Annotated in this window: 27 protein-coding genes; 7 read left to right on the top strand and 20 right to left on the bottom strand. The window is 67.2% G+C overall.

Going from position 1 to position 26,550, the window contains the following annotated elements:
- Positions 1-1,198: 1,198 nt before the first annotated feature.
- The 11 genes from AB0N75_RS13350 to AB0N75_RS13300 all read right to left on the bottom strand — a co-directional run bounded on the left by AB0N75_RS13350 (position 1,199) and on the right by AB0N75_RS13300 (position 8,576).
- Positions 1,199-1,522, bottom strand: a complete 324-nt coding sequence (locus AB0N75_RS13350; protein ID WP_127514805.1) for a DUF2469 domain-containing protein — start codon at positions 1,520-1,522, stop codon at positions 1,199-1,201.
- Between the two features lie 33 nt (positions 1,523-1,555).
- The gene (locus AB0N75_RS13345; protein ID WP_364650549.1) at positions 1,556-2,254 is read right to left on the bottom strand and encodes a ribonuclease HII; all 699 of its coding nucleotides are present in this window, start codon (positions 2,252-2,254) and stop codon (positions 1,556-1,558) included.
- A complete protein-coding gene (lepB, locus tag AB0N75_RS13340; RefSeq protein WP_364650546.1) occupies positions 2,251-3,069 on the bottom strand; it encodes a signal peptidase I in 819 nt (272 codons plus the stop codon). The genes AB0N75_RS13345 and lepB (AB0N75_RS13340) overlap by 4 nt, the downstream gene beginning before the upstream one ends.
- An 11-nt stretch (positions 3,070-3,080) precedes the next feature.
- Positions 3,081-3,788 carry a signal peptidase I gene (gene lepB, locus AB0N75_RS13335; RefSeq protein WP_364650771.1) on the bottom strand — a complete coding sequence of 236 codons (708 nt, stop codon included), beginning with the start codon at positions 3,786-3,788 and terminating at the stop codon, positions 3,081-3,083.
- A gap of 40 nt (positions 3,789-3,828) precedes the next feature.
- Complete coding sequence (gene rplS, locus AB0N75_RS13330; protein WP_127514798.1) at positions 3,829-4,185, bottom strand: 50S ribosomal protein L19; 357 nt, start codon at positions 4,183-4,185, stop codon at positions 3,829-3,831.
- Positions 4,186-4,500: 315 nt separating this feature from the next.
- Positions 4,501-5,475 (bottom strand): tRNA (guanosine(37)-N1)-methyltransferase TrmD, encoded by a 975-nt coding sequence (gene trmD / locus AB0N75_RS13325; RefSeq protein ID WP_364650543.1) that lies wholly within the window; start codon positions 5,473-5,475, stop codon positions 4,501-4,503.
- Positions 5,476-6,024: a ribosome maturation factor RimM gene (gene rimM / locus AB0N75_RS13320; RefSeq protein ID WP_364650540.1), complete on the bottom strand. Its 549-nt coding sequence runs from the start codon at positions 6,022-6,024 to the stop codon at positions 5,476-5,478. It lies immediately after the preceding gene.
- 123 nt (positions 6,025-6,147) lie between these two features.
- On the bottom strand, positions 6,148-6,387 hold the full coding sequence (locus AB0N75_RS13315) for an RNA-binding protein (protein WP_127514794.1): 240 nt from the start codon (positions 6,385-6,387) through the stop codon (positions 6,148-6,150).
- Entirely contained in the window at positions 6,387-6,812 is a 426-nt protein-coding gene (gene rpsP / locus AB0N75_RS13310; RefSeq protein WP_364650768.1) for a 30S ribosomal protein S16, read from the bottom strand. The genes AB0N75_RS13315 and rpsP overlap by 1 nt, the downstream gene beginning before the upstream one ends.
- Positions 6,813-7,135: 323 nt before the next feature.
- A complete protein-coding gene (locus AB0N75_RS13305; RefSeq protein ID WP_364650537.1) occupies positions 7,136-7,621 on the bottom strand; it encodes a hypothetical protein in 486 nt (161 codons plus the stop codon).
- 67 nt (positions 7,622-7,688) lie between these two features.
- Positions 7,689-8,576 (bottom strand): VOC family protein, encoded by an 888-nt coding sequence (locus tag AB0N75_RS13300; RefSeq protein WP_364650534.1) that lies wholly within the window; start codon positions 8,574-8,576, stop codon positions 7,689-7,691.
- A 261-nt stretch (positions 8,577-8,837) separates the two neighbouring features.
- On the opposite strand from AB0N75_RS13300, the gene AB0N75_RS13295 reads away from it, so the two are divergent.
- On the top strand, positions 8,838-9,269 hold the full coding sequence (locus tag AB0N75_RS13295) for a YkvA family protein (protein WP_364650531.1): 432 nt from the start codon (positions 8,838-8,840) through the stop codon (positions 9,267-9,269).
- Here the strand turns inward: AB0N75_RS13295 and AB0N75_RS13290 are convergent.
- The 4 genes from AB0N75_RS13290 to ffh form a co-directional block, all read right to left on the bottom strand.
- A complete protein-coding gene (locus tag AB0N75_RS13290) occupies positions 9,251-10,492 on the bottom strand; it encodes a hypothetical protein (RefSeq protein WP_364650529.1) in 1,242 nt (413 codons plus the stop codon). The genes AB0N75_RS13295 and AB0N75_RS13290 overlap by 19 nt on opposite strands.
- Before the next feature lie 61 nt (positions 10,493-10,553).
- Entirely contained in the window at positions 10,554-11,264 is a 711-nt protein-coding gene (locus AB0N75_RS13285) for an alpha/beta hydrolase (RefSeq protein WP_364650526.1), read from the bottom strand.
- Positions 11,265-11,274: 10 nt separating this feature from the next.
- On the bottom strand, positions 11,275-11,832 hold the full coding sequence (locus AB0N75_RS13280) for an NUDIX domain-containing protein (protein ID WP_364650523.1): 558 nt from the start codon (positions 11,830-11,832) through the stop codon (positions 11,275-11,277).
- A 159-nt stretch (positions 11,833-11,991) separates the two neighbouring features.
- Positions 11,992-13,578 (bottom strand): signal recognition particle protein, encoded by a 1,587-nt coding sequence (ffh, locus tag AB0N75_RS13275; protein ID WP_364650520.1) that lies wholly within the window; start codon positions 13,576-13,578, stop codon positions 11,992-11,994.
- A 267-nt stretch (positions 13,579-13,845) separates the two neighbouring features.
- Between ffh and AB0N75_RS13270 the strand changes: the two genes are divergently transcribed.
- On the top strand, positions 13,846-15,246 hold the full coding sequence (locus AB0N75_RS13270; protein WP_364650765.1) for a glucose-6-phosphate dehydrogenase: 1,401 nt from the start codon (positions 13,846-13,848) through the stop codon (positions 15,244-15,246).
- Between the two features lie 55 nt (positions 15,247-15,301).
- Here the strand turns inward: AB0N75_RS13270 and AB0N75_RS13265 are convergent, their stop codons facing one another.
- The 3 genes from AB0N75_RS13265 to AB0N75_RS13255 all read right to left on the bottom strand — a co-directional run bounded on the left by AB0N75_RS13265 (position 15,302) and on the right by AB0N75_RS13255 (position 19,143).
- The gene (locus AB0N75_RS13265; protein ID WP_364650517.1) at positions 15,302-17,140 is read right to left on the bottom strand and encodes an HNH endonuclease; all 1,839 of its coding nucleotides are present in this window, start codon (positions 17,138-17,140) and stop codon (positions 15,302-15,304) included.
- A gap of 348 nt (positions 17,141-17,488) precedes the next feature.
- Entirely contained in the window at positions 17,489-17,827 is a 339-nt protein-coding gene (locus tag AB0N75_RS13260; protein ID WP_364650514.1) for a P-II family nitrogen regulator, read from the bottom strand.
- Entirely contained in the window at positions 17,824-19,143 is a 1,320-nt protein-coding gene (locus AB0N75_RS13255) for an ammonium transporter (RefSeq protein WP_364650511.1), read from the bottom strand. The genes AB0N75_RS13260 and AB0N75_RS13255 overlap by 4 nt, the downstream gene beginning before the upstream one ends.
- 323 nt (positions 19,144-19,466) lie before the next feature.
- Here AB0N75_RS13255 and AB0N75_RS13250 point away from each other — a divergent pair, with 323 nt between their 5' ends.
- Together AB0N75_RS13250 and AB0N75_RS13245 are read left to right on the top strand one after the other, a co-directional pair.
- Positions 19,467-20,732 carry an MFS transporter gene (locus AB0N75_RS13250; RefSeq protein WP_364650508.1) on the top strand — a complete coding sequence of 422 codons (1,266 nt, stop codon included), beginning with the start codon at positions 19,467-19,469 and terminating at the stop codon, positions 20,730-20,732.
- Between the two features lie 95 nt (positions 20,733-20,827).
- Positions 20,828-21,625 (top strand): hypothetical protein, encoded by a 798-nt coding sequence (locus tag AB0N75_RS13245; RefSeq protein WP_364650505.1) that lies wholly within the window; start codon positions 20,828-20,830, stop codon positions 21,623-21,625.
- Between the two features lie 223 nt (positions 21,626-21,848).
- Here the strand turns inward: AB0N75_RS13245 and ftsY are convergent, their stop codons facing one another.
- On the bottom strand, positions 21,849-23,057 hold the full coding sequence (ftsY, locus tag AB0N75_RS13240; protein ID WP_364650763.1) for a signal recognition particle-docking protein FtsY: 1,209 nt from the start codon (positions 23,055-23,057) through the stop codon (positions 21,849-21,851).
- A 92-nt stretch (positions 23,058-23,149) separates the two neighbouring features.
- On the opposite strand from ftsY, the gene AB0N75_RS13235 reads away from it, so the two are divergent.
- From AB0N75_RS13235 to AB0N75_RS13225, 3 genes are all read left to right on the top strand, one after another.
- Positions 23,150-24,400: a CHAD domain-containing protein gene (locus tag AB0N75_RS13235; protein ID WP_364650502.1), complete on the top strand. Its 1,251-nt coding sequence runs from the start codon at positions 23,150-23,152 to the stop codon at positions 24,398-24,400.
- A gap of 148 nt (positions 24,401-24,548) precedes the next feature.
- Positions 24,549-25,283: a glutamine amidotransferase gene (locus tag AB0N75_RS13230; protein WP_364650498.1), complete on the top strand. Its 735-nt coding sequence runs from the start codon at positions 24,549-24,551 to the stop codon at positions 25,281-25,283.
- A gap of 66 nt (positions 25,284-25,349) precedes the next feature.
- Positions 25,350-25,817: a GatB/YqeY domain-containing protein gene (locus AB0N75_RS13225; RefSeq protein WP_364650495.1), complete on the top strand. Its 468-nt coding sequence runs from the start codon at positions 25,350-25,352 to the stop codon at positions 25,815-25,817.
- Between the two features lie 161 nt (positions 25,818-25,978).
- Here AB0N75_RS13225 and AB0N75_RS13220 read toward each other — a convergent pair whose 3' ends face one another.
- Complete coding sequence (locus AB0N75_RS13220) at positions 25,979-26,482, bottom strand: flavin reductase family protein (RefSeq protein WP_364650493.1); 504 nt, start codon at positions 26,480-26,482, stop codon at positions 25,979-25,981.
- Positions 26,483-26,550: the final 68 nt, after the last annotated feature.

Raw genomic sequence — 26,550 nt, 5'->3', positions numbered from 1 at the left:
GTGGGGTGCATCAGTGGAGGGCGGAACGAAAGGCCCGAATGTGGACAGGCCGCAATGGGAGAGAGCCTGTGAAGGGCGAGTCAGGAAGAGCCGCTGGCGTCTCACTGATTTCCGTTGGTTGGCTGCTCCCGCCTTCTGCCGGCGTGGCCTGATGATGCATGGTTCTGCTTCGCGATGTCTGCAGGACAATGCACGACTACTCAACGGTCAAGGATCTCCCGGTCCGTTCGTTCCGCATTGCGGTGGGAGGCGGACGATGGCAGGATCGCTTGCGATGTCCCCGCCTTTTCTTGCCACTGCGCGCACGCCGCTGCCTGTGCCCCTTGCTGCGGGCTGCCGCTGGCCGTGCTGGTGACGGCAGTTGCGCTGGCTGCGGCCGGGCTGCTGACGGCGTGGCTGGGTGATGGCAGGAGCTTTGTCGAAAGGCTGCTTCCGGCGGCGTTGGTTTCGGTCGTAGTGGTGCCGGCCATACTGTTACTTCGCCTCCGTGGGGACAGGAGACGTTCGTCTGGGATCGGGCTCACCGGCCTTCGGACCAGCGTGAATTCCCTACTGCTGGGCGCGGCCGTCGTATCCGGCTGCGGCGCTTTTATCGTCGCCGGGGTGTCCCTGATCGGGGGCATTAGCTGGATCGGCTTCGATCCACTGGAGTTCCTGACATTCTTGGCTGTCAACACGGCGATCGCCCTGCTGTTGGAAGCGCTGCACGAAGAACTATCCATCCGCGGGACCAACTGCGCCGCCATGCTACGCCCTCACGGCACTGCGGTCGCGCTGCTCCCGCGGCGTCGCAGCTCTGCTGGCCTCCGCGGCGTTTTTGGCACTCCCGCCGATTGCCCTAGGTTTGCAGGCCCTGCTGAGCGGGCTCGCCGGCTCGGAACCGCTCCCCTCACTCGCGCCCGCCGAAGAGGGAGCGTTGACCTACTATGCCATGCTGGCCGGCTTCAGCATGCTGCTGATCTTCGCCCGCGAAGCCACGGTGTCGTCAAGTATCTGGACCTGCATCGGCGCACACCTGGCATTCCTGACCGTCAACCGGATCCTGTTGGGGGGCGGGCGCGACGGGTGTGGAACTGGAGTTGGCCGGCCCCGCGCTTGCCGTGACCCTACCGCTGCACCTTTGCACCGCCGTCGTTGCATTCAGCCTGCTGCGGGAACGCGCGGACCGCCGGCGTGCCCAGTAGTTCGGCAGCTAAGCTCAGCCGCCGAGGCCGTCCTTGGGCAGGGTCAGGTCGTCGTTCTTGGTCAGCTCCTCGACGTTGACGTCCTTGAACGTGATCACGCGGACGGACTTCACGAACCGCGCGGAGCGGTAGACATCCCAGACCCACGCGTCCTGCAGGGTCAGGTCGAAGTAGACCTCGCCGTCGGCCGAGCGGGCCTGCAGGTCAACGTGGTTCGCCAGGTAGAAGCGTCGCTCCGTCTCCACAACGTAGCTGAACAGGCCGGCGACATCGCGGTACTCCCGGTAGAGCTGCAGCTCCATATCGGTTTCATAGTTTTCAAGGTCTTCGGCGCTCATGTGTCCATCCTGCCCCAGATTGGCTGGCGGTGTTTAGTTGGCGATGTCAACCGCGGGCATCAGCGGCTGCTCCGGGGTCAGCCGCCAGCTCCGGCGGTGCAGATCGGACGGGCCGACGCCCAGCAGGGCCGCGCGGTGTGCGGCCGTGGCGTAGCCCTTGTTGATCTCCCAAGCGTACTCAGGATGGTCGGCCGCATAGCCGGTCATCATCGCGTCGCGCTCAACCTTTGCCAGCACACTGGCTGCGGCCACGCTGAGGCACTGCAGGTCCGCCTTGATCCGGGTCAGGACCGGGGCGTCGCAGCCAGGCTGGGCGGCGTCGTCGAACAGCGACGGCTCTCCGGCCGAGAGCCAGTCGTGGTTCCCATCCAAAATCACGATGTCCGGGCGGGCTGTGGCCAGTACCTGACCCCAGGCGCGGGCGCCGGCGAGCCGCATGGCCGCCATCAGGCCCAGCGTGTCGATCTCCGCGGCGCTGGCGTGGCCCACGCCGTAGGCCAGCGCCCATTTCTGGATCTTGGGCACCAGGGCCACGCGATCGGCCGGGGTGAGCAGCTTGCTGTCCCGCACGCCGCGGATCTGCTTGGCCGAGGTCGCGTCGATGGCCACCATCCCTACACTGACCGGACCGGCAAGGGCGCCGCGGCCCACCTCATCCGCACCGGCGACCAGGCGGTGTCCGGCCTCGACGAACGAACGCTCAAAACGCAGCGTGGGGGCTTTGGATGTCACGGCGACTCGTTCTGACGGGTGATGGCGGGCGGCTCGGCGCCGGCCGCCGCGGAAGGTGCCGGAACGCCGTCGAACACTTCCGGATAGTTGCCCAGGAAGCTCAGGCGGTCCAGCGGCCAGGCGATGACGCTGGCCTTGCCCTCAACGGATTCCACGTCAACGAAGCCCTTAGAGGATTCGTCCTGGTGCTCGCGCGAGTCCGCGGAATGATTCCGGTTATCGCCCATGACCCAGATTTTACCCTCGGGCACGGTCACGTCGAAGGGGATCCGCGTGTTGTCAGAGCCGGGAGCCAGATACGGGGATTCGTCCAGCGGTTCGCCATTGACCGAGATCCGGCCGTCGGCGTCGCAGCAGACCACATGGTCTCCGCCCATGCCGATGACGCGCTTAACCAAATGCTGCTGCGAGGCGTCGGGCATCAGGCCGACGAAGGTGAGGAACTGCTGGAACCAGTTGCCGGCATTGTGCTCCCCGTTGGGAGGCAGCCAGCTGAGGTCGTCCTGGAAGACCACCACATCGCCGCGGGTGAGCGCGAACGGCTGCGGCACCAACAGGTTGACGAAAATCCGGTCGTCCACTTCCAGCGTGTCCTCCATTGAGGTGGACGGAATGAAGAAGGCACGGAAGAGGAACGTCTTGATCAGGAAAGAAAGCACGACGGCGACCGCGACGATCGTGGCGATCTCCTTCAGCCACGACAACAGCGAGTTTCGCCCGGTGTTCTTGCGTTCGCGGTTTGTGCGATCGCGTTTCTGCGGCCCGGAGGCGTCCGGCTGGTACCCGCCAGTGTCCTTCGGGTCGTCCTGGTTCATGCTCACTATCCTCAATTCTCCGCGGGCTGGTCCGCCGGCTGGGAACCCAACTGTATCCGGTCCAAACCGGCCGTCCGGTCGAACGGCCAGATGATGCTCAGCGGCCGGCCGATGACCCGCTCAACTGGAACCATACCCCCGCCGGGCGCCCCCAGGAGGGCACGGGAATCCGCCGAGGCGGAGCGGTGGTCCCCCATCAACCACAATCTATCTTTGGGCACCTCGACGAAGAACTCCATATCGCTGGGCGCGTCGCCGTCGAAAATATAGTCCTCTTCCACCGCTTCACCGTTGACCTGCAGGCGGCCGTCCGGACCACAGCATTTGACGGTGTCCCCCGGCAGCCCGATCACGCGCTTGACGTAGATGGTGTCGCTGCCGGCGACGCCCAGCCACTGGCCGGCCTGCTGCAGGAGATCCACAAACGGGGAGTTGCCGCTGTTGAACGGTGCGAACGAGCCGCGGCCGTCGAAGACCACCAGATCGCCGCGCCGTATTTCACCGAAGTGGTAGTCGGTGCGCGAGACCAGCACCCGGTCTCCGGTCTCCAGCAGCGGCTCCATGGAACCGGAGGGAATGTAGTAAACGTCCACCAGTGTTGCCCGCACGATGGCACTGAGCACCACCGCGCAGACCACGATGGCCAACACAAAACGCCAGCCCGGAAGTCCGGACCGGCGTCTTGGCGGTTCCCCGGAAGTGTCCGGGGAACCAGAGATTTGCTGCACTGCCTAAGTCAAGAAGCTGCTGTGGGCAGCTTTACTTGGCGGTGCCGAAGTCGCGCTTCTCCTTGATGCGGGCAGCCTTACCGTGGCGCTTGCGCATGTAGTACAGCTTGGCGCGGCGAACGTCGCCCTTGGTTACGACCTCGATGTGGTCGATGATCGGGGAGTGTACCGGGAAGGTACGCTCCACGCCCACGCCGAAGGAAACCTTGCGGACGGTGAAGGTCTCGCGGACACCATGGCCCTGGCGGCCCATCACGTAACCCTGGAAAACCTGGATACGAGCGGTCTTGCCTTCGATGATGTTCACGTGCACCTTGACGGTATCGCCGGCGCGGAACTCGGGAACGTCGCGCAGGGATGCTGCGTCGACAGAGTCGAGGATATGCATTTCTCACTCCTGGTGAACGCCACAGGTCATTCACTTTGGTTACGGCGCGACGGCCAGGGCGCACCCTGCAACAGTCGCTGCCGAAATTCAAGAACCGGCCCGTCCGGGAATCGGCGGCCGGCGAATCCAACTGTTGGCAGCGCTCCCCCTGTGGCAGGATCGCGCCCAGCGGACACAATCCTCTATTTTGCCACATGGCGCGGCCGAAGCTCTAATTCCGCGGCGATCCAATACCTGCTCCGACCTCTGCGGCCCCTGCGAGGTCGTTGGCGGCAACCCCTGACATGGCGGGCAGATCTCCCCCTGGCTACGAGATCAGGGGGTGTGCGGGGTCGCTTCGACGGCAACCCCTGACTCCGACGTAACCGGCCGGATCTGCGTCGGGGTGATGATGTAGCCGAGCGAGCCCAGAGTGGCGCGGTCCGCCTTATCCAGCGTCTCCGGATCCAGCGCCAGAATCAGGTCCGGCCGGCGTTCGGCGGTGCGGCGCAGTTGTTCGTCGCGGCGGTGCCGGGCGATCTTGGCATGGTTGCCGCTCAGCAACACGTCCGGAATGCCGCGGCCGCGCCAGTCCGACGGTTTGGTGTAGACGGGGTACTCCAGCAGCCCGTCCGAATGCGACTCTTCCACCAGCGATTCGGGATTGCCGACGACGCCGGGCACCAACCTGCCCACGGCTTCAACCATGGCCAGCACGGCCACTTCTCCCCCGTTGAGCACGTAGTCGCCGAGGCTGACCGGGCGCACCCGGAAGTGCTCAGCGGCCCACTCAAGGACACGCTCGTCGATGCCTTCGTACCGGCCGCAGGCGAAGACCAGATGGTCCTCGAGGGCGAGTTCGTAGGCAAGGGCCTGGTTGAAGACCTCGCCGGCGGGCGAGGGAACGATCAGGATCGGGCGGGCAGCGGCGGGATGCGCTTGGGTCTCCACGTGGGTCTCCACGTGTTCGCTGGCGCTCACTTGGTCGACCACCGGGGAGGCGGGCTTTGCTAGGGTCTCCACGCGTTCGCTGGCGCTCACTTGGTCGACCACCGGGGAGGCGCTCACTTGGTCGGCCGACGGGGTGTTGACCAGCGATTCGAGGGCTAGGGCCCAGGGTTCGGGCTTCATCACCATGCCGGCACCGCCGCCGTACGGGGTGTCGTCCACGGTGCGATGGCGGTCGGTGGTGAAGTCGCGCAGGTCATGCACCTTCAACGCCAGGAGTCCGTCCTGCCGGGCTTTGCCAATCAGCGACAGATCCAGCGCTGCCAGATACTCCGGAAAGATGCTGACGACGTCGATGCGCACTTAGCGCTCCCCCTCGCCGTCGTCGGGGGCTTCCTGTGCGTCGGGCGAGTTCAGCTCAAACAGCCCGGCCGGCGGGGTGAGCCGGACGAAACCGGCTTCCACATCGACCTCCGGCACGATGGCTTCGACGAAGGGCACCAGGACTTCCTCGCCCTTGACGTTTTCCACGACCAGCAGGTCTTGGGCCGGCATGGTGTTCAGCCCGGACACCTTGCCCACTACCTCGTCCCCCACGCGCACGTCGAGGCCGACCAGTTCGTGTTCGTACCAGGCATCGTCGTCGTCCTCGACGTCGTCGGTATCGATGAAGAGCTTGGCGCCGCGGAGTTCTTCGGCACCGTTACGGTCCGAGACTTCATGGAAGCCCAGCAGCAGGATGTCCTTGTTCCAGCGGGCGCTGCTCACGGTCAACGGCCCAAGACTCGCCGGCTCCACGGTCAGTTCGACGTCGGGCACGAAGCGGTCAGCGGGAGCATCGGTCAATACCTGTACGGTGACCTCACCCCGAATGCCGTGGGGCTTGCCGATCCGGGCAACTTGTAGCTGCATGCAGACTCCTTGGGAAAACGTCCGTGGGGTGAAAAACGTCCGGCCCCTGGACCATTAGCTGGTACAGGGGCCGGAGGTTATGGAATGGGTGCCTGGCATGACGCCGGGCAGCGCCGATCCGGATCAGCGTCGGCGGTCGGTGTCCACCACGTCGACGCGGACCTGCTCATCGGCCAAGGCGTTCACCACGGTGCGCAGTGCGCGGGCGGTGCGGCCCTGGCGGCCGATGACGCGGCCCAGATCCTCCGGATGAACACGCACCTCGATGATGTCACCGCGGCGGTTGTTCTTTTGCGTGACCTTGACGTCCTCGGGACTGTCAACGATCCCGCGGACCAGATGATCGAGCGCTTCAGCCAGCATTACTCAGCCTTTTCGGCTTCGTCTGCAGCTTCCTCGGCCGGAGCCTCGGCAGCTTCTTCCTTCTTGGCCTTCGGGGTGATGGCCTCGGGGATGATCACGGAGCCCTTTTCGGGAGCCACGAAGGCTTCCTTGGCTTCCTTGGTCTTGAGAGTGCCTTCCTGGCCCTCAATACCCTTGAACTTCTGCCAGTCACCGGTGATCTTGAGCAGGACTGCAGCCTGTTCGGTCGGCTGGGCGCCGACGCCGAGCCAGTACTGAGCGCGATCGGAGTTGATCTCGATGAACGAGGGCTCTTCGGTCGGGTGGTACTGCCCGATCTCTTCGATGGCACGGCCGTCGCGCTTGGCGCGGGAATCCATGACAACGACGCGGTAGTGGGCAGAGAACTTCTTACCGAAGCGCTTAAGGCGAATCTTTACGGCCACTGTTGTGGTCACTCCTGGTTCTGAAAATGGGCGAACCCGTATGTCTGCTCCCGTGGGGCGGGCCATGGTTGGGGTTCAAAGGACAAGATGCATACACGGAGAGAGGGGCCGCGCAGATCGAGTACCTGTCTATTGTGCCAGATAGGAACCAATCCGCGCGACTCGACGGCGGTGCTTTGGTTTTGCGCGGTCTCCGCGCGTTCGCTGGCGCTCACTTGGTCGACCACCGGGCGGGCAATCGCTGGCCCTCACTTGGTCGACCACCGGGCGGGGCAATAGCAGACGCTCACTTTGCCGGCCACCGAATGGGTCGGCCACCGAGGCTAGGCTTCGGCGGTGCTGGACCAGACGTAGAGCTGCTGGCGTTCGGCCTGCTCGGCCTGCGACGCCAGTTCCGCGATCCGGCGGACGTGGTCCTCGGCGATCTCGCCGCTGAACGGCATATCCTCTTCGGCAGCCCACAGAGCGGCGACCTCCGGGATTAAGGAGGCACCGGCGTCGTCGGTATGGGTCAAGAGTTCAGCCAGCGACTGGACCATGCCATCCGAGGCCACCATCAGGTAGTCACTGGAGACGTCGGCCATGTCCAGCGACTCGCCGCCGGCGGCTCCGACCGCCTTAGCGGCCAGGCCGCCGAGGATCTCGACCTCCAGGTCGGTGACGCCATTGAGCCGGAGGCTGGGCGCATCCCCGACCGCGGCCATGGGTCCGTCGGTTTCGCCGCGGGATTCGACGCTGGCCTCGAGTTCCGCGGCGCGCCGGACGGCGGCATCGTGGGTGGCAACGAAGATTTCGGTGGTTCCGGACATATGCAAGCCCTTCCGCGGCTAGACCGATGGTTCTCTTTCAGCCTAGCCGCAGCGGGCGGGTTTCCGGTTAGCCGACGGCGATGCGCAGCTGGTTGCGCCACGGATCCTCGAAGCGCAGCTCGGCGCCGGTGTGGTGATGCGAGACGCCGGCGCTGGTCAGCCGCTCGGCTAAGGCGCCCACCTCGTCGTCGGCCGGCACATGGATGAGCACTTCGCCCAGACCCAGGGTGTCCTTGCGCGGGCCTGCGCCGCGGCTGTTCCAGACGTTCATGGCCATGTGGTGGTGGTAGCCGCCGGCAGCGACGAACAGCGCCTGGCCATGCCAGCCGGCGGTGCGCTCGAAGCCCAGGGTCTTCACGTAGAACTCTTCGGCGATGTTGGTGTCGCCGACCTGGAGGTGCACGTGGCCGATGCCGGCGCCGGACTGGCGCTGGCTGGCGAGCGACGCCTCGGTCAGGTGGCTCTGCAGGTAGGTCTGCGGGTTCAGGGCCAGGCTGTCCATGTGGACTTCCTTGCCCTCGGCGGTCTCGTTCCACGACCACTGGTCGCGCGGGCGGTCCCAGTAGAGCTCAATGCCGTTGCCCTCCGGGTCGGTGAAGTAGAACGCCTCGCTGACCAGATGGTCGGCGCTGCCGGTGAAGCGGGAGGGATCGGTCTGCGCGGCGGTGGCTACGGTGGCCGCCAGGTCAGACTGGTTCTCGAACAGGAAGGCAGTGTGGAACAGACCGGCCTCTCCGCGGGACGGCAGTTGCAGCCCGTTGGCCGGTGCCAGGTGGAGCAGCGGCGTGGTGCCGCGGCCCAGGAAAACCCCGCCGAGTCCCTCGGAGACAGGGTCCAGCCCCAGCGCCTGCTGGTAGTAGCTGGTCATGTTCTTCATGTCCCCCACCTTGAGCATCACGGTGCCCATGCTGAGGTCGGCGGAGAGCAGGTCCTGGGGGTTTACTTGAAAGTTCATGTAAATATAATACTTGAAGCTTCACGTTTATTCCAGTCCCCTGTTTCGGGGGTGAAGGCCGCGCTACTCCGCCGGTTCGGAAGAGCGCCATCGGGCGGACCGGTAGCTGATTTCGACGCCGGTCCCGGCCGGCAGTCGAACTTGGCGGTACCGGCCGGCCGACGGCCGATCCTGCCGGCATGGGGCAGCCTCCGGCCGATCCCGCCGCGGCCCGGGCCGGTAACCTGATTCCTAAGAGTCACTTCGAGTCAGGATGCCGCGATGCAATGGTGGGAACCCGTCCTCGTCGTGGCCGGCGGGCTGGCGCTGTTGTATGCCCTGATGCTCCTGGCTCTGTGGGGGTACGCGCGGCGTCATCCGGACACCGTCCGCATGCGGGACGCCTTGCGCCTGTTGCCCGATCTGCTACGTCTGCTGCGCCGGCTGGCGGCCGACCCGGAACTGCCGTTCCGCACGCGGCTGCTACCGCTCCTGCTGCTGGCCTATTTGGCCTCACCCATCGACTTGGTTCCCGACTTCGTCCCGGTGCTCGGCTACGCCGACGACGTGTTGGTGGCCGCCTGGCTGCTGCGCGCGATGGTTCGGTCGGCGGGACCGGATCCGCTGCGCCGGCATTGGCCAGGCACGGAGGCCGGACTCGACGCCGTCGAACGTCTGGCCGGGGTTTCCGGGTATCAGCGGCGCCGACGGTAAGCCAGGTAGCTGCCCAACGCCACGTCCCCAGCGGCCTGCAGTACCAGGCCCAGGGCACCGGCGCGCAGCAACCGGGCGCTGGCCGGTTTCCGGCCCGCGGCCCGGAACAGCAGCGCGGCTCCGGCGGTCGCGGCGGCGGCGCTGCCGGCCAACATGCCGGGGCGTGCGACGACGGCGCGCTGCCAGGCGGCCAGCGGCCCCCTCCCTTCGGCGGGGGTGCTGGCCAGTTCCAGCAGAGCTTTGCCGATTGATTGGACCGGGAGGGTCTCCATTCCGGGCACCCTGTCAGGCGGCAGAGATCCTTCGGCCAGCCGGGCGGCGACCGGCGGCAGTTCCAGGAGTTGGCCGGCGCGGGCCAAGATCCCCGGCTCGTCCGGCGAGGCCATCAGCTCTTGCAGTCCTTGAACGGCGCCCGGCTCCAGTCCGAGGACTTCGCTGAGCCGCCGCGGATCGGGGCCTTCGGGATGCACAATCCGGCCGAGCAGCCGCAGTGCCTCGGCGTCGGCGCGGGAGGCCGACGGGAACGGCTTGGCCGGCCCCTCCCAAGCGTGCCAGAAACTAGTATCCGGGTCGCGGCGGGTTCCGGGCAGCCATGCCTCCACCGCACGGAAACCGTCCAGATCCATCAACGCCACGATGGGTTTGGCGGAGGCCGGCCAGTTGTAGAGCCCCGGCGCCGCCTCGCCGTGGACCAGCACGATGCGCTGCCCGGACGCAGACTGGTCAGCGCTTCCCTTCCCGGACTCCAAAACGTGGACTTCCACGCCGTTGATTGCACCGAACATCATCAGATCCTCGCGCCGAAACTTTCCCACCAGTACGGTGCGCAGCTCGGCGGCATCCGGCGCTTCGAACTCTTCGGCGTCGTCCGGTTCGGGCACGGCTTCCAGTTCCAGCGCGGCTTCCGGTGCCGGCGCCTCGTATTCGACGCCGTCAATCTCCACAGCCGCCCCTAGATCGGCGGAGAGCCCGCGGACCAGCGCCGCGACGTCCGGGCCTGGTACCGCTTTGCCGGCGGTATCCAAGACCGCCGCGCGCTGCTCCGTGTTGACGGCCAGGAGCAGGGACACCACGCTGTCGCCGGGCTGCGGGACTCCGCCGGCGAAGGCGCCCAGCAGGGACCGGTTGGTGAGTTGCTGCTGCAGTGCCGCCACTCCGGCCTCGTCCAGCGGCCATGGCCACCACAGTTGTCCGGACGCCGGTTCCCAGCCTGTTTGGTTCATAGCTCAACGCTAGCAACCTCTGGTCGGTCCGGCTGCGCAGCGACGGGCGGAAATCCTCCGGTCAGTCCGGCAGTGCCTGGCCGGCCAGGAAGGCTTCCAGCAGCGCATGGCCCTGGGCTGTGTCCTGCGGACGGTGGTGCCCGCCGGCGTGGCGGTGGATGGCGCCGGTGCCGGACAGGTAGTGGGCCACTTCCTCATACAGCGGTTCCCAGCCGCCAGTGACCACCAGCGTGGGCAGACCTGGGACAATGTGCAGCGGCGCGTTCCACGGCGGTGCCTGCAGCCGTTCCCGCGTGGCCTGTGCCCGGTCGGCCGCGGTGGTCAGCGGCAGCGCTTCGGCCCCGACCACCAGCCGGACGAACTCGCGCTGGTACTCCTCGTCGGTCAGCTCACCGCGGGCAGCGAACAATGGCTCCAGCCGTTGGCGGTAGGCCCGGGTGGCGGGCAAATCGGCGGTCAGGGATAAGCATGCCGGCTCGAACAGCGTCAGCGAATGCACCTTATCCGGGTGCTCCACGGCGGCCATCATGGCCGCGACGGCGCCCTGCGCGTGTGCCACCACATGGGCGCCCTCGCCGAGATGCCGGCCGATGATCCGGTTGTCTTGATCAAAGTCGGTCGGCAGCGGGTCGGACTGCAGGTCAAACCCGTGGCGGCGGAGGAACAGGCAGTCGTAGCGTCCGGCCAGCCGGTGCTGGTGCGGCCAGGCCGCTGCACCGAAGCTGTCCGTGCCGTGGACAAAGACCACCCGCTCTCCGCTGCCGCATGCCATGGGAGAAATACTAGACGCCGGACCCGACAGTTCCTTTCGAGCCGGCCGCTGGCTCGGGTTCCCAGACCTGCGGCGCCAGCTCGCGTTCCGGCACGCGGGACTGCGCTGTCCGCAGCACCTGCCCGTTGCGCAGTTCCACCACCGTGAGCAGTTCATGGGCGCGGAGACCGGCGGCCAGCTGGGCGGACTGCGCGCTGTCCAGGACCGCTTCGGCCTGTTCCACCGGGAGGAAGACGGCCTGTCCCCCGGCACCCGCGGCGAGCTCACCGCCGTCGTACGTTCCGCCGTCGTACACAAAGGTGATGGCTTCGGCGGGCGCTGGAGCCACCGGCTGGTAATCCAGCGCCAAGATGCGCCCCGGCGGCACCGGCAGGGAGCATTCGGCGAGCACTCGGGACGCAGCGGACCGCGGGTCTTCACCCGGCCGCACCGCAGCAGCCGGCAGAGCGGGGCCAGCGGCGCCGTTCAGCAGCACCACGGCACCGCCGACGCTACGGACAATGACGACGACGGCGGCCTGCCGCCTTCCGGCCGGGCGGTCCACGCCGCTGGGTGCCTGCTCTGCCACAAAACTCCTTCGCTGCGCTGCCTCGCCGGTGGGGCTTCACGGCCCTCGTCGTCGTCGCCGAAACGATTCAGCAACCCAGCTTACCTTCCCCCTAGATGCCAAGTGCCCCGCCGGACTCGCCGGCGGGGCATTCAACACTGCATATGGAACGTGGGCGGACTACTTGCCGAGGAACTTTTCGAAGCCCTTCGGCAGGTTCAGCGCCGACGGATCAAAGTCCTGTCCGTCCTGCGGGGCACCGAAGGCACTTCCGGCCGGAACCGATGCCTTGTTCTTGCGCCGCTCCTCGGCCTCGCGCAGTTCCTGCGCCGCCTTGGCCGGGTTGCCGGAGCGGGTCTTCTTCTTGCCCTTGGCTGCCTGCTGCTTCTTGCGTGCGCCGCCGAAGCCGCCGGGGCCGGCTACCCCGGGCATACCCGGAATGCCGCCGCCCTGCGCCATCTTCTTCATCATCTTCTGGGCCTGGCCGAAGCGTTCCAGCAGGCCGTTGACCTCGGAGACGTGGACGCCGGAGCCCTTGGCGATGCGGGCGCGGCGGGAACCGTTGAGGATCTTCGGCGCAACACGCTCGTGCGGGGTCATCGAGCGGACGATCGCCTCCACCCGGTCGATCTCGCGCTCGTCGAAGTTCTCCAGCTGCTGGCGCATGTTGGCGGCGCCGGGCATCATCATGAGCATCTTCTTCATCGAGCCCATTTTGCGGATCTGCTGCATCTGGGCGAGGAAGTCGTCCAGCGTGAAGTCTTCCTGGTCGGCGAACTTCTGCGCCATCCGCTCGGCTTCGCCCTTGTCCCAGGACTTCTCCGCTTGCTCGATCAGGGTGAGGATGTCGCCCATGTCCAGGATGCGGTTGGCCATCCGGTCCGGGTGGAAGATCTCGAAATCGTCCAGGTTCTCGCCGGTGGATGCGAACATCACGGGCTTGCCGGTCACCGACGCGACGGAAAGCGCCGCACCGCCGCGGGCATCGCCGTCGAGCTTGGAAAGGACGACGCCGGTGAAGTTGACGCCCTCGTTGAACGCCTGCGCGGTATTGACCGCGTCCTGGCCGATCATCGCGTCGATCACGAAGAGGACTTCGTCCGGGTTGATGGCGGCGCGGATGTTCGCGGCCTGCTGCATCATCTCGGCATCGACGCCCAACCGGCCGGCGGTGTCCACGATGACCACGTCGTACAGCTTCTGCCGCGCTTCGGCGATGCCGTCGCGGGCAACGGCCACCGGATCGCCGGTCACCGAATCGAACTCGGACTGGACGCCCGGGTGCGGGGCGAAGACGGGCACGCCGGCGCGCTGCCCGTTGACCTGAAGCTGGGTCACGGCGTTGGGCCGCTGCAGGTCGGCGGCGACCAGCAGCGGGCTGTGGCCCTGGCCCTTGAACCACTTGGACAGCTTGCCCGCCAGCGTGGTTTTACCGGCGCCCTGCAGGCCGGCGAGCATGATCACGGTCGGCGGGTTCTTGGCCAGCTTGAGGCGGCGGGTCTCGCCGCCGAGGATGTTGACCAGTTCGTCGTTGACGATCTTGACGACCTGCTGGCCCGGGTTCAGGGCGCCCGAGACTTCCTCGCCGAGGGCGCGTTCCTTCACATGGGCGGTAAACTCGCGCACCACGGGCACGGCGACGTCGGCGTCAAGCAGGGCACGCCGGATTTCGCGCACGGTGGCATCGACGTCGGCCTCGGACAGGCGTCCCTTGCCGCGCAGATTCTTGAAGGTTGAGGTCAACCGGTCAGAGAGTGAATTGAACACGCGCCGTGTCTACTTTCGTCGATCTGGTTCACAATCCCCGGGCTACGCCGGAGTTCAGCTCTTAAGGGTATCAACTGGCGGTGGCCTCAGTCGCGCCGTCCTTTGATGCCCTTCTGCGGAGGCTGGGCCACACAAGTCTGTAGACCGCCGTCCCTGCACCTGCCTCCGGTACCGTTCCCTCCGGGTCGCGGCCATGGCAAGGTGGGAATCGTGAGCGCTGAACAGACCCAGACCAAGGACGTCTCCTCCCCCTATGCCAGCGGACCGATGCAGATCCGGACACTGCTCATCCTCGGGGCATCCGGCGATCTGACCGGCCGACTGCTGCTGCCTGGGCTGGGCAAGCTGATTGCTCAGGGCAAAACCACCGGACTGAAGCTGGTGGGCGCCGGCTCCGATGACTGGGACTCCTCACGATGGCAGGAACGCGTCAGCGGCGCCTTCGATTCCTGTGCTGGTGCCGCGAACGACGACGGTCGGCAGCAGCTGCTCGACATCCAGCAAGACACGCAATACCACTCGGTGGATGTGACCGCCGAGGGCGCTCTGGCCAAGCTGCTGGCGGAGTTGGACGGCCCGGTGGCTGTGTTCTTCGCCCTGCCGCCGGCCGTCAGCCAGAAAGCGTGCGAAGTGCTCCGGCCCGAGGAGGTGCCGGAGGGGACCCGTCTGGTGCTGGAGAAACCGTTCGGCACCAGCCTCGAGTCGGCTGAGTTGCTGAACAAGATGTTGCTGAAGCTGGTGCCGGAAGACCATATCCACCGGGTGGACCATTTTCTGGGCAAGGCGACCGTCTTCAACATCCTGGGTCTGCGCTTCGCCAACCGCCTCTTGGAACCGCTGCTCAGCAATGAGCATGTGGCCAAAGTGGAGATTTTCTACGACGAATCCCTGGCCCTGGAGGGGCGCGCCCGCTACTACGACGGCGCCGGGGCATTGCGGGACATGATCCAGAGCCACTTGCTGCAGGTCATGGCGCTGACGGCTTTGAACCCGCCGGCCACCCTCACGGAGCGAGACCTGCGCGACCACATCGGCAGCGTGATGCGGGCTGCCAGCGTCAACCCCGATTTCGCCAATAGCACCCGGCGGGCCCGCTACACCGCTGGCCGCATCGGCGACCGTGACATACCCGACTACACCGCAGAACAGGGCGTGGACCCCTCGCGAAAAACAGAAACCCTTGCTGAAGTTGAGGTTTCCATCAACAACAGCCGTTGGGCGGGCGTGCCGTTCATCCTGCGCTCGGGCAAGGCGCTGGCCAAACCGAAGAAGGAAGTCATCATCACCTTCAAGCCGGTCAATCACCTGCCTGCAGGATTTAAGGGCGTCGACTCACCCACTCGATTGAGGATCGGCCTCGGGCCCGAAACCCTGCGGTTGGAGATCGATGTCAACGGCCCGAGTGACCTCTTCACGCTGGACCGGGCAGTGCTGGCGGCGGATCTGCACGCCGCAGACCTCCTGCCCTACGGCGAAGTCCTAGAAGGCGTCCTGCACGGCGACCCGCTGTTGTCTGTCCGCGGAGACATCGCCGAGGACTGCTGGCGGATTGTCGAACCAGTCCTTAACGCCTGGAAAAATGACGTGGTGCCGCTGGAAGAGTATGAGGCCGGGAGCCTTGGTCCGGCCGGCTGGGGCACGTCCCGGAGCGACACCCCGCTCCCCTGATAAGCAACGCCCTGGATAAGCAACGCCGTGGATAGGCAGCGCCGCGCTGCTTCCATCAGAAGGGCGGCTGCGTTTCGTCGCATGGTTCGCCGTCCTCTGCGTCGGCGGGCCCACCTGCTGCGCTTTTTCCCGGGCTGGTTGTGTTGCTGGCTTGGTCTTCGGTTGTGGGGTAGGTGATGGCCCAGCCTTCGTCGGGGGTGGTGGTGTGGGTGTGGCCGGAGCGGGTGGTGAAGTGAAGGGTTCCGTCCTTGTTTTGGGTGACGGTTCCGCCGCCGTGGTGTTTGGTTTTGTGGCCGGGTTTGCAGCGGGCGCCGAGGTTCTCGGCCACTGTTTTGCCGCCGTCTTCCCAGGCGATGGTGTGGTCGATCTCGCATTGGTCGGCGGGGACGGTGCAGCCGAAATCGCGGCAGTGCCGGTCGCGTAGCCGGACGAGGCGTTTGAGCCATTCGGGCGGGATGCGCAGGTCTTTGGCGGCGGCGATGGCTTGGCCGTGGTCGTCGGTGAGCACGAGGAGCCAGGATTTGGCCAGCGCGGTGAGGTTGCGGGTCATTTCGGGTGGGATGAGTCCGTAGCCGGTGAGTTCGCCGGGGTCTTCGGCCAGCCGGAGCAGGGTGGTCAGCGGGGCGGTGACTGCGGCCGAGGCGGTGGTGTTCGCGCCGCAGCAGGTGCAGTGGCCCTGGCCGGCGGCCCCGTTGCCGGTGGCAGTGTCCCGGGCGGCCGTCTCCGTGGCGGCGGTTTCGGGTTTGGTCGTGGCTGCGGCTTCCGGTGTTGTTGTCTGCGCGGCGGTGGTGGTGCCGTTGCCGGTGGTGGGGGCGGGTTGGTAGGCGTGGTCGGGGTAGCGCAGGAGCATGTCGGTGAAGACGTCGGCGCGGAGTTGGCCGAGGGTGCGGTTCTCTTTGGCGGTTTGGAGTTTCCTGGCGTGGGCTTGGATCAGGTTGTAGGCGAGCAGGGCTTTGTCCGCGGAGGTGCGGATGTAGAGGTCGGCCATGCCGTCGTCCTGCGGGAGGTATTGGACGGTGCGCCGTTCCATCGCGGCCCGGTGCCGGGTCTCGAGGGGTTCGGGGTGGAGCCGGTCGCGGGCGGTGCGGGCGCGGGCCTGGACGGATTCGAGGGTGATGGTCCCGGCGCCGTCCAGGACCGTGTGCTCGAACTCGGCCAGGGTGTCCGGCGGGAGGTCGGCGCCTTTGCGGGCGATCGCCGCGGCGCGGGGCAGGTCGATGGCGCCGTAATCCAGGGCGGTCAGGGTGGCGGGCAGGTGGGTGGCGATTTGGTGCGCGTCGGCTAGGTCAGCGGCCGCCTGCCGGCGGGGCAGGGCGAGGATGGGGGCGAGTTCCTGGGCGGCGTGCCGGGAGATCCCGTCCGGCGCCCCGGCATCGGTGCCGGTGGCGGGCCGGAGCACGGCCATCCGGTGCAGGCCGCGGGTGCGGCGGGACTGGGTCCAGGCCTCGTGTTTGCGGACGGCTTTGAGGTATTCGAGGACGGACCAGTCGTCCAGGGTCTCGGGGTCGGTGCCGGCGAGCAGCCCGGCCAGTTCCGCCGGTTCCAGCTCCCGCCAGTCCTCCTCCCACAACTCCCGCGCCGGTGGCACCCCTTCCGGGGTATCACCTTCCGGGCCGGAGGCGACCGGAGAATCGGCGGCTGCCGGGGCAGTTCCACAGGCGGCAAGTTCTGATGGGAGTCCGTCCTCCGCTGTGGCAGGATCGGCTGCAGATTGAGCAGGGGCGGTTCCGTCGGGACTGGGGACCGGCTCGGCGGCAAGCTCAGCCTCCGGCTCGGAGTCATGCTCCGATTCCTGCTCGGCGCCGTGCACAGCTTTCGACACTCCGTCGGGCGTGGCTTTGGAGCCGGAGTGTTCCTCCGGCTCCTGCGCCTCGTCCAACGGGTCCGCTGCCATGCTTCAACGCTACGCAGCGCAAGCTTCGGGTAGAACGGATGTTCGACGAATGTGCACAAACGACAGCCGGCGCGGCCCTGTGTAGGACAGGACAGATGTCGAGGCCGGGAGCGGCTTGTGCAGGAGAAGACCGGCCTGTGTAGGACAACACGGCTGCCGGAGGTGGGGAACATCTCGTGTAGGACAGGTCCCGCCTGAATAGGACAAGTCGCCAACACGTTCGTCAGGTGATCTGGCTTCCAGCGCATGGCAAACCGTGCAATGCGCGCACACCAAAAACCCGGCTGCCCGGCCGCCACAGGGGCGGCCAAAGCAACCGGGCTTTGGAGCTGTCGGAGAGTAAGCGGCCTAGATGGCTGCCTCGCCACGTTCGCCGGTGCGCACCCGCACGGCTTCGTGGACGTCAACCAGCCAGACCTTGCCGTCGCCGGCGTGGCCGGTATTGGCCGTGGCGACCAGGACATCGACGATGTCGTCCGCCTGTTCGTCCGCGACCAGCACTTCGATCCGGATCTTGGGCAGCAGGTCCACGGTGTATTCCGCGCCGCGGTAAACCTCGGTGTGACCGCGCTGCCGGCCATATCCGCTTGCCTGGCTGATGGTCAGGCCCTGGACGCCGTAGCTTTCCAAGCTGTTGCGGACGGCGTCGAGCTTTTGCGGCCGAATGATCGCTGTCACCAGTTTCATGCGTTGACCTCTTCCTTGATGGCCGATCGGGCGCCCGCGCCATGCGCGCTGCGGTCGGTAGCCGGGTGCGGGATGAACGTGCCGCCGGTCCCCAGGCCGCCGAACTCGTACGCGGATTCGGCGTGCTGGGTCAGGTCCACGCCAGTGACCTCTTGCTCTTCGGTCACCCGGAAGCCGATGGTCTTGTGGATCGCCAGCCCGATGAGGACGGTGAGCACCGCGCAGAACACCACGGATACCACTGCGGCCACGGTCTGTGCCCACAGTTGGGCGACGCCGCCGCCGTAGAAGAGGCCGCCGCCAACACCCTCGACCGGCAGGGCGATGAAGCCCAGGGCCAGCGTGCCGACCAGGCCCGCCACCAGGTGGACACCCACCACGTCCAGCGAATCGTCATAACCGAACCGGTACTTCAGCCCGACCGCCAGCGCTGCCAGCACGCCGGCCACCAGGCCCAGGCCAACTGCGCCCACCGGGGAGACGTTCGCACAGGCCGGGGTGATGGCCACCAGGCCTGCAACCACGCCGGATGCTGCCCCCAGCGAGGTGGGACGGCCGTCGCGGATGCGCTCGGTCACCAGCCAGCCCAGCATGGCGGCGGCCGGAGCGGCCATGGTGTTGACCCAGATCAGCCCGGCTTCCTCGGCCGAACCTGCCGCGCCGCCGTTGAAGCCGAACCAGCCGAACCACAGCAGAGCGGCGCCAAGCATCACCAGCGGAATGTTGTGCGGGCGCTGGGCCGGGTCCTTGCCGAAGCCCTTGCGCTTGCCCAGGATCAGGGCCAGGATCAGGCCGGCCACGCCGGCGTTGATGTGCACCACGGTGCCGCCGGCGAAGTCGATTGCCTCTCCGGCCCACGCGCCGATGGCTCCTTCAGCGCCGAGCAGTCCCCCGCCCCAGATCATGAAGGCCAGCGGGCAGTACACCAGCGTGACCCAGATCGGTACGAAGAGCGCCCACGCGCCAAACTTTGCCCGGTCGGCGATGGCGCCGGAGATGAGCGCCACCGTGATGATCGCGAAGGTGGCACCGTAGCCTGCGCCAATCAGGTCTTCGGTGTTCAGCAGCGACTCAAGGCCGAAGGCGGCGATCGGATTGCCGAAGAGCTGAGCCACTCCCTCGCCGCTGCTCATGGAGTAACCCCACAGCACCCAGACCACCGCAACCAGCGCGATCGCGGAAAAACTCATCATCATCATGTTCAGGGCCGACTTGGCCCTCGTCATGCCGCCGTAGAAGAACGCCAATCCCGGCGTCATGAGCAGCACCAAGGCTGCCGAAATCATTACCCAGACGTGACCTGCTGACAGATCCATCTTCACGTCCTCTCGTCCTTCGGCAGGTAGCTTCCCGCCGCTGACTCAAGCCTGACGACGACGTGTTTCGGCAAACCGGGGCGTGCATTGCGGGAGTGTTACAAGAAACCCGCCCAGGTAAAACCGGCTTGTCCGGCGTGTTTCGGCAGTGTTACGGCGGCGGCAAACGCACGACGGCGGCGCCCGCCTCCGACCGCGGCGTGGCACATGTGGGGTGGCACCTGCTACGAACGACGGCGCTGCCCACCCGGTCGTGCGCGGAGAGGCCGTGGCCCGGGCCGCTGTCACGAGGACACCAATTTAACCGGGCTAGGCTTGATGACATGCCAGTTTCACGCCGCACGGAGCGCCATATCCGCCTGGCCGGTCTGCAACGTCCGGGCCGGGAAGCGCAGACTCCGCTGCCGCGGGATATCAAGGTCCTGATTGCGGCAGCCTTTGTAATCGCGCTCGGGTACGGCTTGGTGGCGCCGGTGCTGCCGCAGTTCGCCGCCAGTTTCGACGTCGGCGTGGCGGCCGCGAGCGTGATCGTCAGTGTGTTTGCCTTCGCCCGGCTGGTGTTCGCGCCCGCCGGCGGGGTGCTGGTGGGCCGTTGGGGCGAGCGCCGCGTCTACCTCACCGGGCTGCTGATTGTGGCCGCTTCGACCGGAGCCTGCGCGATGGCGCAGGACTATTGGCAGCTGCTGATCTTCCGCGGCCTCGGCGGCCTGGGGTCCACCATGTTCACGGTGTCGGCCATGGCGCTGATCCTGCGGCTGGCCCCGCCGAACGGACGCGGCCGGGTCTCCAGCCTCTACGCGGGAACCTTCCTGATGGGCGGCATCCTGGGACCGGTGGTCGGCGGCCTGCTGGCCGGGTTCGGACTCCGGATGCCTTTCGTGGTCTACGCCGTGGCCCTGGTCGTGGCGGCCGCCGTCGTCGCCGTCCTGCTAAAGAAGCCCGCCCCCAGGACCGCCGACGACGGGCCGGCGCCGGTCGCGATGGATCTGCGCGAGGCGCTGTCGGATCCCGGCTATCGCGCCGCCGTCGTCTCAGCCTTCGCCAATGGCTGGGCCACCTTCGGCGTCCGGATGGCACTGATTCCGCTGTTCGCGGCGGCCGTGCTGGGTGCCGGTCCGGCGACCGCCGGCCTGGCGCTGGCCGTCTTCGCCGTCGGCAACGCGATGGCCCTGACCTTCTCCGGCCGACTCGCGGACAACGTCGGCCGCCGCCCGCTGGTGGTCGCCGGACTCACCGTCGCCGGACTTGCCATCGCAGCCATCGGTTTCATCGATTCCGTGCCGGCCTTCGTGGCGGCCTCAGTGATTGCCGGCTTCGGATCCGGGCTGCTCGGGCCGGCACAGCAGGCCGCCGTGGGGGACATCATCGGCAATGACCGCACCGGCGGCAAGGTGCTGGCCGTCTTCCAGATGGGCACCGACGCCGGGGCCATCATCGGCCCGGTCCTGGCAGGCATGTTGGCCGACCGGCTCAACTATGCGTGGGCCTTCGGCGTCACCGGCGCGGTCATGCTGGCCTCCGCCCTGCTCTGGCTGGTGTTCGGCCGCGAGACGCTGATGAAGCCCGTCAAGGAAGCTGCGGCGGACTGACCCGCGTCGCCCGGCACCACCGCCGGCAAATGGCAGTTTCTGCGCCAAGCTCGCGTCTGTAGCCAAGCACCGTGTGCACCGCTATTCTCTGACCCATGACCGTTGGGGGACGCATTTTCGCGGGGTTCGCGGTGCTTTTCTGGGCCGTGCTGCCCGGTTTCGGACTGATCGATCTGTCGACCATGTTCGTTGAGGATTCCTTCTTCGCCGAGGTTGCGGCGCTGGAGACCAGCTGGGGCGTCCTCACCACCTTTGCGGTGGCCCTGCCATTCGGCTGGGCTGTGTTCCGGCCACGGGACGTTTGGCCGGTCCTCGCCCTGCTGTGGCTCACGACGGCAGCGCTCCTCCTGGGTGCCTTGCTCGGCTTCAGCTTCGGCCCGGTGGTGATGGCCGGGGTGCTCGGCGTCATGTCCCTCGGCCTGCTGTGGTCCGCCCGACGGGCCGGCACCCGGTACCAGAAGCCGGTGCTGTCGGTGGACTGGCCGCTGCTGGTGCTGGCCGTGCTGGCCCTCCCCTTCTGGGCCACCTACGCCTGGTACGCGCTGGACATCTCCCGCGCCACAGGATCAGAACCCGAATACTGGACCATGGGCATCGATCACTGGCCGGTCCAAGGTGCCCTGGGCCTGACGCTGGCCGCGGCGAGCCTGCTGCATGCCCTCTGGTTCGCGGCGCGTTCACTTCTGCGGACCGTGCTGAGCTTCAGCGCCGTGTCGCTCGGCATCAGCTGGCTGCTGGGTCCGGAGACCGGAGGCAGCGTGGACGTCACGCTGCTGGCCATCGCCGCGGTGCTCTGGGGCTTGCTCATCGCCCTCCGCACCCTGGGCGTTCCGTCCGAAGCGGGCGCGCAGTCGACGAAGCGTCGGCAGAACCTGCGCTCCACCGCGGTTTAGGCTCCCGCAGTTTAAGCTCCACCGCAGTTTAAGCTCCACCGCGGTTTGAGCTCCACCGCGGTTTAAAGGAAAGTCCCTCCCGCCGGGCGTCAGGCCCGGCAGGAGGGATCGCCGTCGTGCGGTGTGGGTTGCCCTTGGTTGGTGCGCTGACCTGGGTCGATGCCCTGCCCATAGCGGGCGGCGCCTAAGGGGCACCGGCCTACTAGTCCAGCGGCGTGTCCACCTAGTTCAGCAGGGCGTCCACGAAGTCTTCGGTTTCGAACGGGGCCAGGTCGTCGGCGCCTTCGCCCAGGCCCACCAGCTTCACCGGCACGCCCAGGCTGCGCTGGATGGCCACCACGATGCCGCCCTTGGCGGTGCCGTCGAGCTTGGTCAGCACGATGCCGGTGATGTTGACGACCTCCGCGAAGACCTTGGCCTGGTTCAGCCCGTTCTGGCCGGTGGTGGCGTCCAGCACCAGCAGGACTTCATCGACTGTGGCCTGCTTTTCGATCACGCGCTTGACCTTGCCGAGTTCGTCCATCAGGCCCACCTTGTTCTGCAGGCGGCCGGCGGTGTCCACCATGACCACGTCGACTTCCTGATCGATGCCGGCCTTGACCGCCTCAAAGGCGACAGAGGCTGGGTCCGCACCATCGACGTCGGACTTCACCGTGGGAACTCCCACACGCGAGCCCCAGGTGGCGAGCTGCTCGGCCGCGGCCGCACGGAAGGTATCCGCGGCGCCCAGGATCACGTCCTTGTCCTCGGCCACCAGCACGCGGGCCAGCTTGCCCACCGTGGTGGTCTTGCCAACGCCGTTGACGCCCACCACCATCATCACGGCGGGGCGGTCGGCGTGGCGCATCACGGCCAGCGACCGGTCCATGGACGGGTCCACCAGCTTGATCAGTTCCTCGCGCAGCATGGCCTTGACCTGCTCCGGGTTCCGGCTGCCCTCCACCTTCACCCGGTCCCTGAGCGCGTCCACCAGTTCCAGCGTCGGGTCCGTGCCGAGGTCGGCCAGCAGCAGGGTCTCTTCGATTTCGTCCCAGACGTCCTCGTCGATCTTGTCGCTCGCGAGCAGCGCCAGCAGTCCCTTGCCCAGCGCGTTGTTGGACTTGACCAGCCGGGCGCGCAACCGGGCCAGGCGGCCCTGCACCGGCGCCGGTGTTTCCACCGGAATGGTCTCCAGCGCCGCGGCGTCCTCCGGAATTTCGACGCCGACCGGCAGCGGTTCCTCTTCGGTCGGCACCCCGACGGGCGGTGCCGTGGCCGTTGGTCCGCGGGGCGCTTCCAGTGTGTCGGTGCCGCCCCCGGCCGGCGGCGCGGCCGGGTCGTTGGCGTCCCGGGTGGTGGTGTAGGTGCCCGGCGGAGTCCTGCGCCCGCGCAGCAAAAGCGTTGCCACGAGGCCGATGACGGCGATGGCGATGACTACGTAAATGATGATCATGGTTGCGTCCACGGGGTCTAGCCTACCGGCCACCACGGCCCGCCGTGCAGGCGCGCCGGAGGACCGATTACCGTCCGCGGTACACTGCGGGCATGTCCACCAAAGGCGCGGACCAGGGCGGGCCGAAGGCTGCACCGGCAGACCACGAGCAGGGCGCATCGGCCGGCCACGAGCAGGGTGCACCGGCAGACCACGAGCAGGGCGCATCACCGCTGCCACCGCACGCTGAGCCGAGCCTCAAAGGCCCGGCCGGCGACTTGCTGCTGGATGCCGCCCGCGGACATTTTCTTCAACTCAAGGAACTGGCCGGGCCCGCCCGGCGGAACGCCCCGGATGCCGTGCACCAGATGCGCACCGCGACCCGCCGGGTGCGCTCGGTCTTGAAGGCCTACCGGAAACTGTTGGACCCGCCGCCGGACCTGCTGCAGGCCGAACTGAAGTGGCTCGCCGGCGAATTGGCTGCCGCCAGGGATGCGGAGGTGCAGGCCGAACGCCTGAGGCGGTTGCTGGCCGTCGCCGTCGAAGACCAGGCCGACGGCGAGGCCCGGGGCGACGGCGAGGCCCGGGGCCGCGAGCAGGACGGCGAGGCCCGGGGCCGCGAGCAGGACAACGGAACCGGAACGGCCGGGTCCGACGACGGGGACGGCACGGACGAGGCCCCCGGGAATGCACGCGCGGATTTGGGTCGGCAGTTGGATCGGCAATTGGAGCGGAGGGTAGTGCCGGGCGCTCCCGGCACGGCACCTGCCGTCCGCCGTCTGAACGCCGAGCTGGCGGAACGGCTGGACGCCGGACATCGGCAGGTGGTGCGGGCCCTCAACGGCAGGCGTTACCGCCGGTTTGTGAAGGACATCGAGGCCTGGCTGGACCAGCCGCAACTGGCCCCGCTGGCCTCCGAACCCGCCCGGCAGGTCGTGCCCCGGCTGGTGGGCCGGCAGTTCAAGCGCCTGCGCGCCGCAGCCAGCTCCGCCCTCGCCGCCCCGGACGGCTCGGAACAGGCCGAACTAGCGCTGCATGAGGCCCGCAAACGGGCCAAGCGGCTGCGCTATGCCGCCGAAGCGGCGGCGGTGCTCTCCCCCATCGGCGCCGCGGACTTGGGCCAAGCGGCCCATGAAATTCAGAGCGTGTTGGGCGAACACCAAGATGCCGTGGTGGCGCGCCAACTGCTGCGCCGAGTGGCAGCCAAGGCAGCCTACGACGGCGAGGATACCTTCTTCTACGGCCGTCTTGACGCCCTCGAACAGGCGGCGGCCCAGGAGGCAGTGTCAGAGTTCCAGACGCTCTGGCGCCGCTTCCCCTCGGCCAAACCGAAGAGCTGGGACAAACCGTGGAAGCCTGCCTGAGCGCTTGGCGGCATGGTTGCCTGCGGTAGGGCTGCCTGACCGCGCGCGGCAGCAGCCACGGCCGGACGCAGCAGCCACGGCCGGACGCATCAGGCGACCGCGCCGGCCGCCGTACCGGCGAACCGCACGGCGACTGTACGATCAACGCATGAAGCCGTTCCTGCTGCTGGCCACACGGGCCGACGACACCGCAGCCGATGAGGAATATGCGGCCTTCGCCCGATTCGGTGGTCTGGAGCTGGATCAGCTGCGCCGCGTTCGGCTGGAAGCCGGGCCGATGCCGGCCATCAATCTGGACAACTACAGCGGCATCATCCTGGGCGGCAGCCCGTTCACATCCAGCGACGACGACGCGGCCAAACCGTCCGTCCAGCTGCGGGTGGAAGCCGAGCTGGAGCAACTGCTGGACACCGTCGTCGCCCGCGATTATCCGTTCCTGGGAGCCTGCTACGGCGTGGGCACGCTGGGACGGCACCGCGGCGGAGTGGTTGACCGGCAATACGGCGAGCCGATCGGCGCAGTCCAGGTAGTGCTGACCGACGACGGTGCCGCCGATCCCCTGCTGTCCGGCCTGCCGCGGGAATTCAGCGCCTTCGTGGGACACAAAGAAGCCTGTTCCGTGTTGCCCGCGGGCGCGGTCCATCTGGCCGCATCGGAGCACTGCCCGTACCAAATGTTCCGGCTCCGGAACAACCTTTACGCCACCCAGTTTCACGCCGAATTGGATACCGAAGGCCTGCTGACCCGGATCTGGATCTACCGGGATGCAGGCTACTTTCCGCCCGACCAAGCGGAGGCTGTGATGGAGCAGGTGCGCAACAAGACGGTGTCCGTGCCGCAGCGAATCCTGCACAACTTTGTCGCCCGCTACGCCACCGACTGACGGCACAACTGATCCCGCAGAACCGACCCACCCACTGACCACCTACACCGAAGCAAGGAAACTGACGTGACTTTGAAAGAGCAGCTGCAGGCCGACGTCGTCGCCCATATGAAGGCCGGGAACAAGACGGCGCTGACCACCGTCCGCAATGTGCTGGGCGAGATCACTACCAAGGAAAAGTCAGGCAAGACGCCGGTGGAGCTGGACGATGCCCAGATCATTACCCTGTTGCAGAAGGAAGCGGCCAAACGCCGCGATACCGCCCGGATCTATACCGAAGCCGGCGAGTCGGAACGGGCCGCTGCAGAGAGCGCGGAAGCCGAAATCATCGAGGCCTACCTGCCCAAGCCGTTGAGCGAAGCCGAGGTGGCGGAGATTGTGGACAGCACCATCGCCGGTCTCAAGGCAGACGGAGTGGAACTGTCCATGCGGCAGATGGGAGCGGTGATGAAGCCGGTTACCGAGAAGGTTGCCGGCCGCTACGACGGCAAAGCGGTCAGCGAGATGGTCCGCGGACGGCTGGCCCAGCAGTAACGGCCCGGCACGGTAGAGGCGCCGCCCTCGTGTCTTGGGCGGGAAGCCGCCGTCGGAATAGCCGACGTCAGGCGGGATGGCCGGCAGCAGACGGGATGGCCGGCAGCAGACGGGATGGCCGACGTCAGAGGGATGGCCGGCAGCAGACGGGATAGCAGGCGTCAGGCGGGATGGCCGGCGTCGAAATCCTTGACGTCGCTGAAGGACAAAAGGTCGGTGGCCTCTCCCCCGCGAGTCTCAATCGGCGCCAACAGGAAGCCGGTGTGGTCGCCCAGATCCACCTTTTTCACCACCCGGCCCACCATGACCCGCGCAGCGTCCGCCAGCAGCGGAACGTCCTCCGGCCCCGGTTCCCAGTCGCAGCGGGAGAACTTGTCCACCTGGTCGCCGGTGGTTTCACCGAAGATTTCTGCGAGCGCCCGCTGGCTGCGCGCCAGCACATGCACCGCGAGGACGGTGGCCTCCAACGCCACCGGATGGGTGTGGTTCAGCTGCGAGATGCAGACCAAGAACAGGGCCGGCTTCAGGCTGCACTGCGTGGCGAAGCCAACCAGGCAGCCGGACCGTTCGCCGCCGCCCACGGCTGTGACCACATACATCGGATAGTCAAAGCCCTGCGAGAAGTCGCTCATGGGCTGCTCCGACGGTGCCTGTTTCTGCGCCATCTCCCCATCATGCCGTAAATCACAGTGGCCCTGTCTGGCCCCCTCGACGGCGGCGGGCGTCCTGTCCG

The sequence above is a fragment of the Arthrobacter sp. NPDC089319 genome (assembly GCF_040684925.1).
Taxonomy (GTDB): domain Bacteria; phylum Actinomycetota; class Actinomycetes; order Actinomycetales; family Micrococcaceae; genus Crystallibacter.
This window is presented reverse-complemented; position numbering and strand designations above follow the sequence as displayed.

What these genes read in the sequence shown, in the direction of transcription:
- AB0N75_RS13350 (WP_127514805.1), bottom strand. Translation starts at nt 1,522, where the DNA reads ATGAGCGCCGAAGACCTTGAAAACTATGAAACCGATATGGAGCTGCAG.
- lepB (WP_364650546.1), bottom strand. Translation starts at nt 3,069, where the DNA reads ATGAACCAGGACGACCCGAAGGACACTGGCGGGTACCAGCCGGACGCC.
- rplS (WP_127514798.1), bottom strand. Translation starts at nt 4,185, where the DNA reads ATGCATATCCTCGACTCTGTCGACGCAGCATCCCTGCGCGACGTTCCC.
- rimM (WP_364650540.1), bottom strand. Translation starts at nt 6,024, where the DNA reads ATGCAGCTACAAGTTGCCCGGATCGGCAAGCCCCACGGCATTCGGGGT.
- AB0N75_RS13315 (WP_127514794.1), bottom strand. Translation starts at nt 6,387, where the DNA reads ATGCTGGCTGAAGCGCTCGATCATCTGGTCCGCGGGATCGTTGACAGT.
- AB0N75_RS13305 (WP_364650537.1), bottom strand. Translation starts at nt 7,621, where the DNA reads ATGTCCGGAACCACCGAAATCTTCGTTGCCACCCACGATGCCGCCGTC.
- AB0N75_RS13300 (WP_364650534.1), bottom strand. Translation starts at nt 8,576, where the DNA reads ATGAACTTTCAAGTAAACCCCCAGGACCTGCTCTCCGCCGACCTCAGC.
- AB0N75_RS13295 (WP_364650531.1), top strand. Translation starts at nt 8,838, where the DNA reads ATGCAATGGTGGGAACCCGTCCTCGTCGTGGCCGGCGGGCTGGCGCTG.
- AB0N75_RS13290 (WP_364650529.1), bottom strand. Translation starts at nt 10,492, where the DNA reads ATGAACCAAACAGGCTGGGAACCGGCGTCCGGACAACTGTGGTGGCCA.
- AB0N75_RS13285 (WP_364650526.1), bottom strand. Translation starts at nt 11,264, where the DNA reads ATGGCATGCGGCAGCGGAGAGCGGGTGGTCTTTGTCCACGGCACGGAC.
- AB0N75_RS13270 (WP_364650765.1), top strand. Translation starts at nt 13,846, where the DNA reads ATGCAGATCCGGACACTGCTCATCCTCGGGGCATCCGGCGATCTGACC.
- AB0N75_RS13265 (WP_364650517.1), bottom strand. Translation starts at nt 17,140, where the DNA reads ATGGCAGCGGACCCGTTGGACGAGGCGCAGGAGCCGGAGGAACACTCC.
- AB0N75_RS13260 (WP_364650514.1), bottom strand. Translation starts at nt 17,827, where the DNA reads ATGAAACTGGTGACAGCGATCATTCGGCCGCAAAAGCTCGACGCCGTC.
- AB0N75_RS13255 (WP_364650511.1), bottom strand. Translation starts at nt 19,143, where the DNA reads ATGGATCTGTCAGCAGGTCACGTCTGGGTAATGATTTCGGCAGCCTTG.
- AB0N75_RS13250 (WP_364650508.1), top strand. Translation starts at nt 19,467, where the DNA reads ATGCCAGTTTCACGCCGCACGGAGCGCCATATCCGCCTGGCCGGTCTG.
- AB0N75_RS13245 (WP_364650505.1), top strand. Translation starts at nt 20,828, where the DNA reads ATGACCGTTGGGGGACGCATTTTCGCGGGGTTCGCGGTGCTTTTCTGG.
- ftsY (WP_364650763.1), bottom strand. Translation starts at nt 23,057, where the DNA reads ATGATCATCATTTACGTAGTCATCGCCATCGCCGTCATCGGCCTCGTG.
- AB0N75_RS13235 (WP_364650502.1), top strand. Translation starts at nt 23,150, where the DNA reads ATGTCCACCAAAGGCGCGGACCAGGGCGGGCCGAAGGCTGCACCGGCA.
- AB0N75_RS13230 (WP_364650498.1), top strand. Translation starts at nt 24,549, where the DNA reads ATGAAGCCGTTCCTGCTGCTGGCCACACGGGCCGACGACACCGCAGCC.
- AB0N75_RS13220 (WP_364650493.1), bottom strand. Translation starts at nt 26,482, where the DNA reads ATGGCGCAGAAACAGGCACCGTCGGAGCAGCCCATGAGCGACTTCTCG.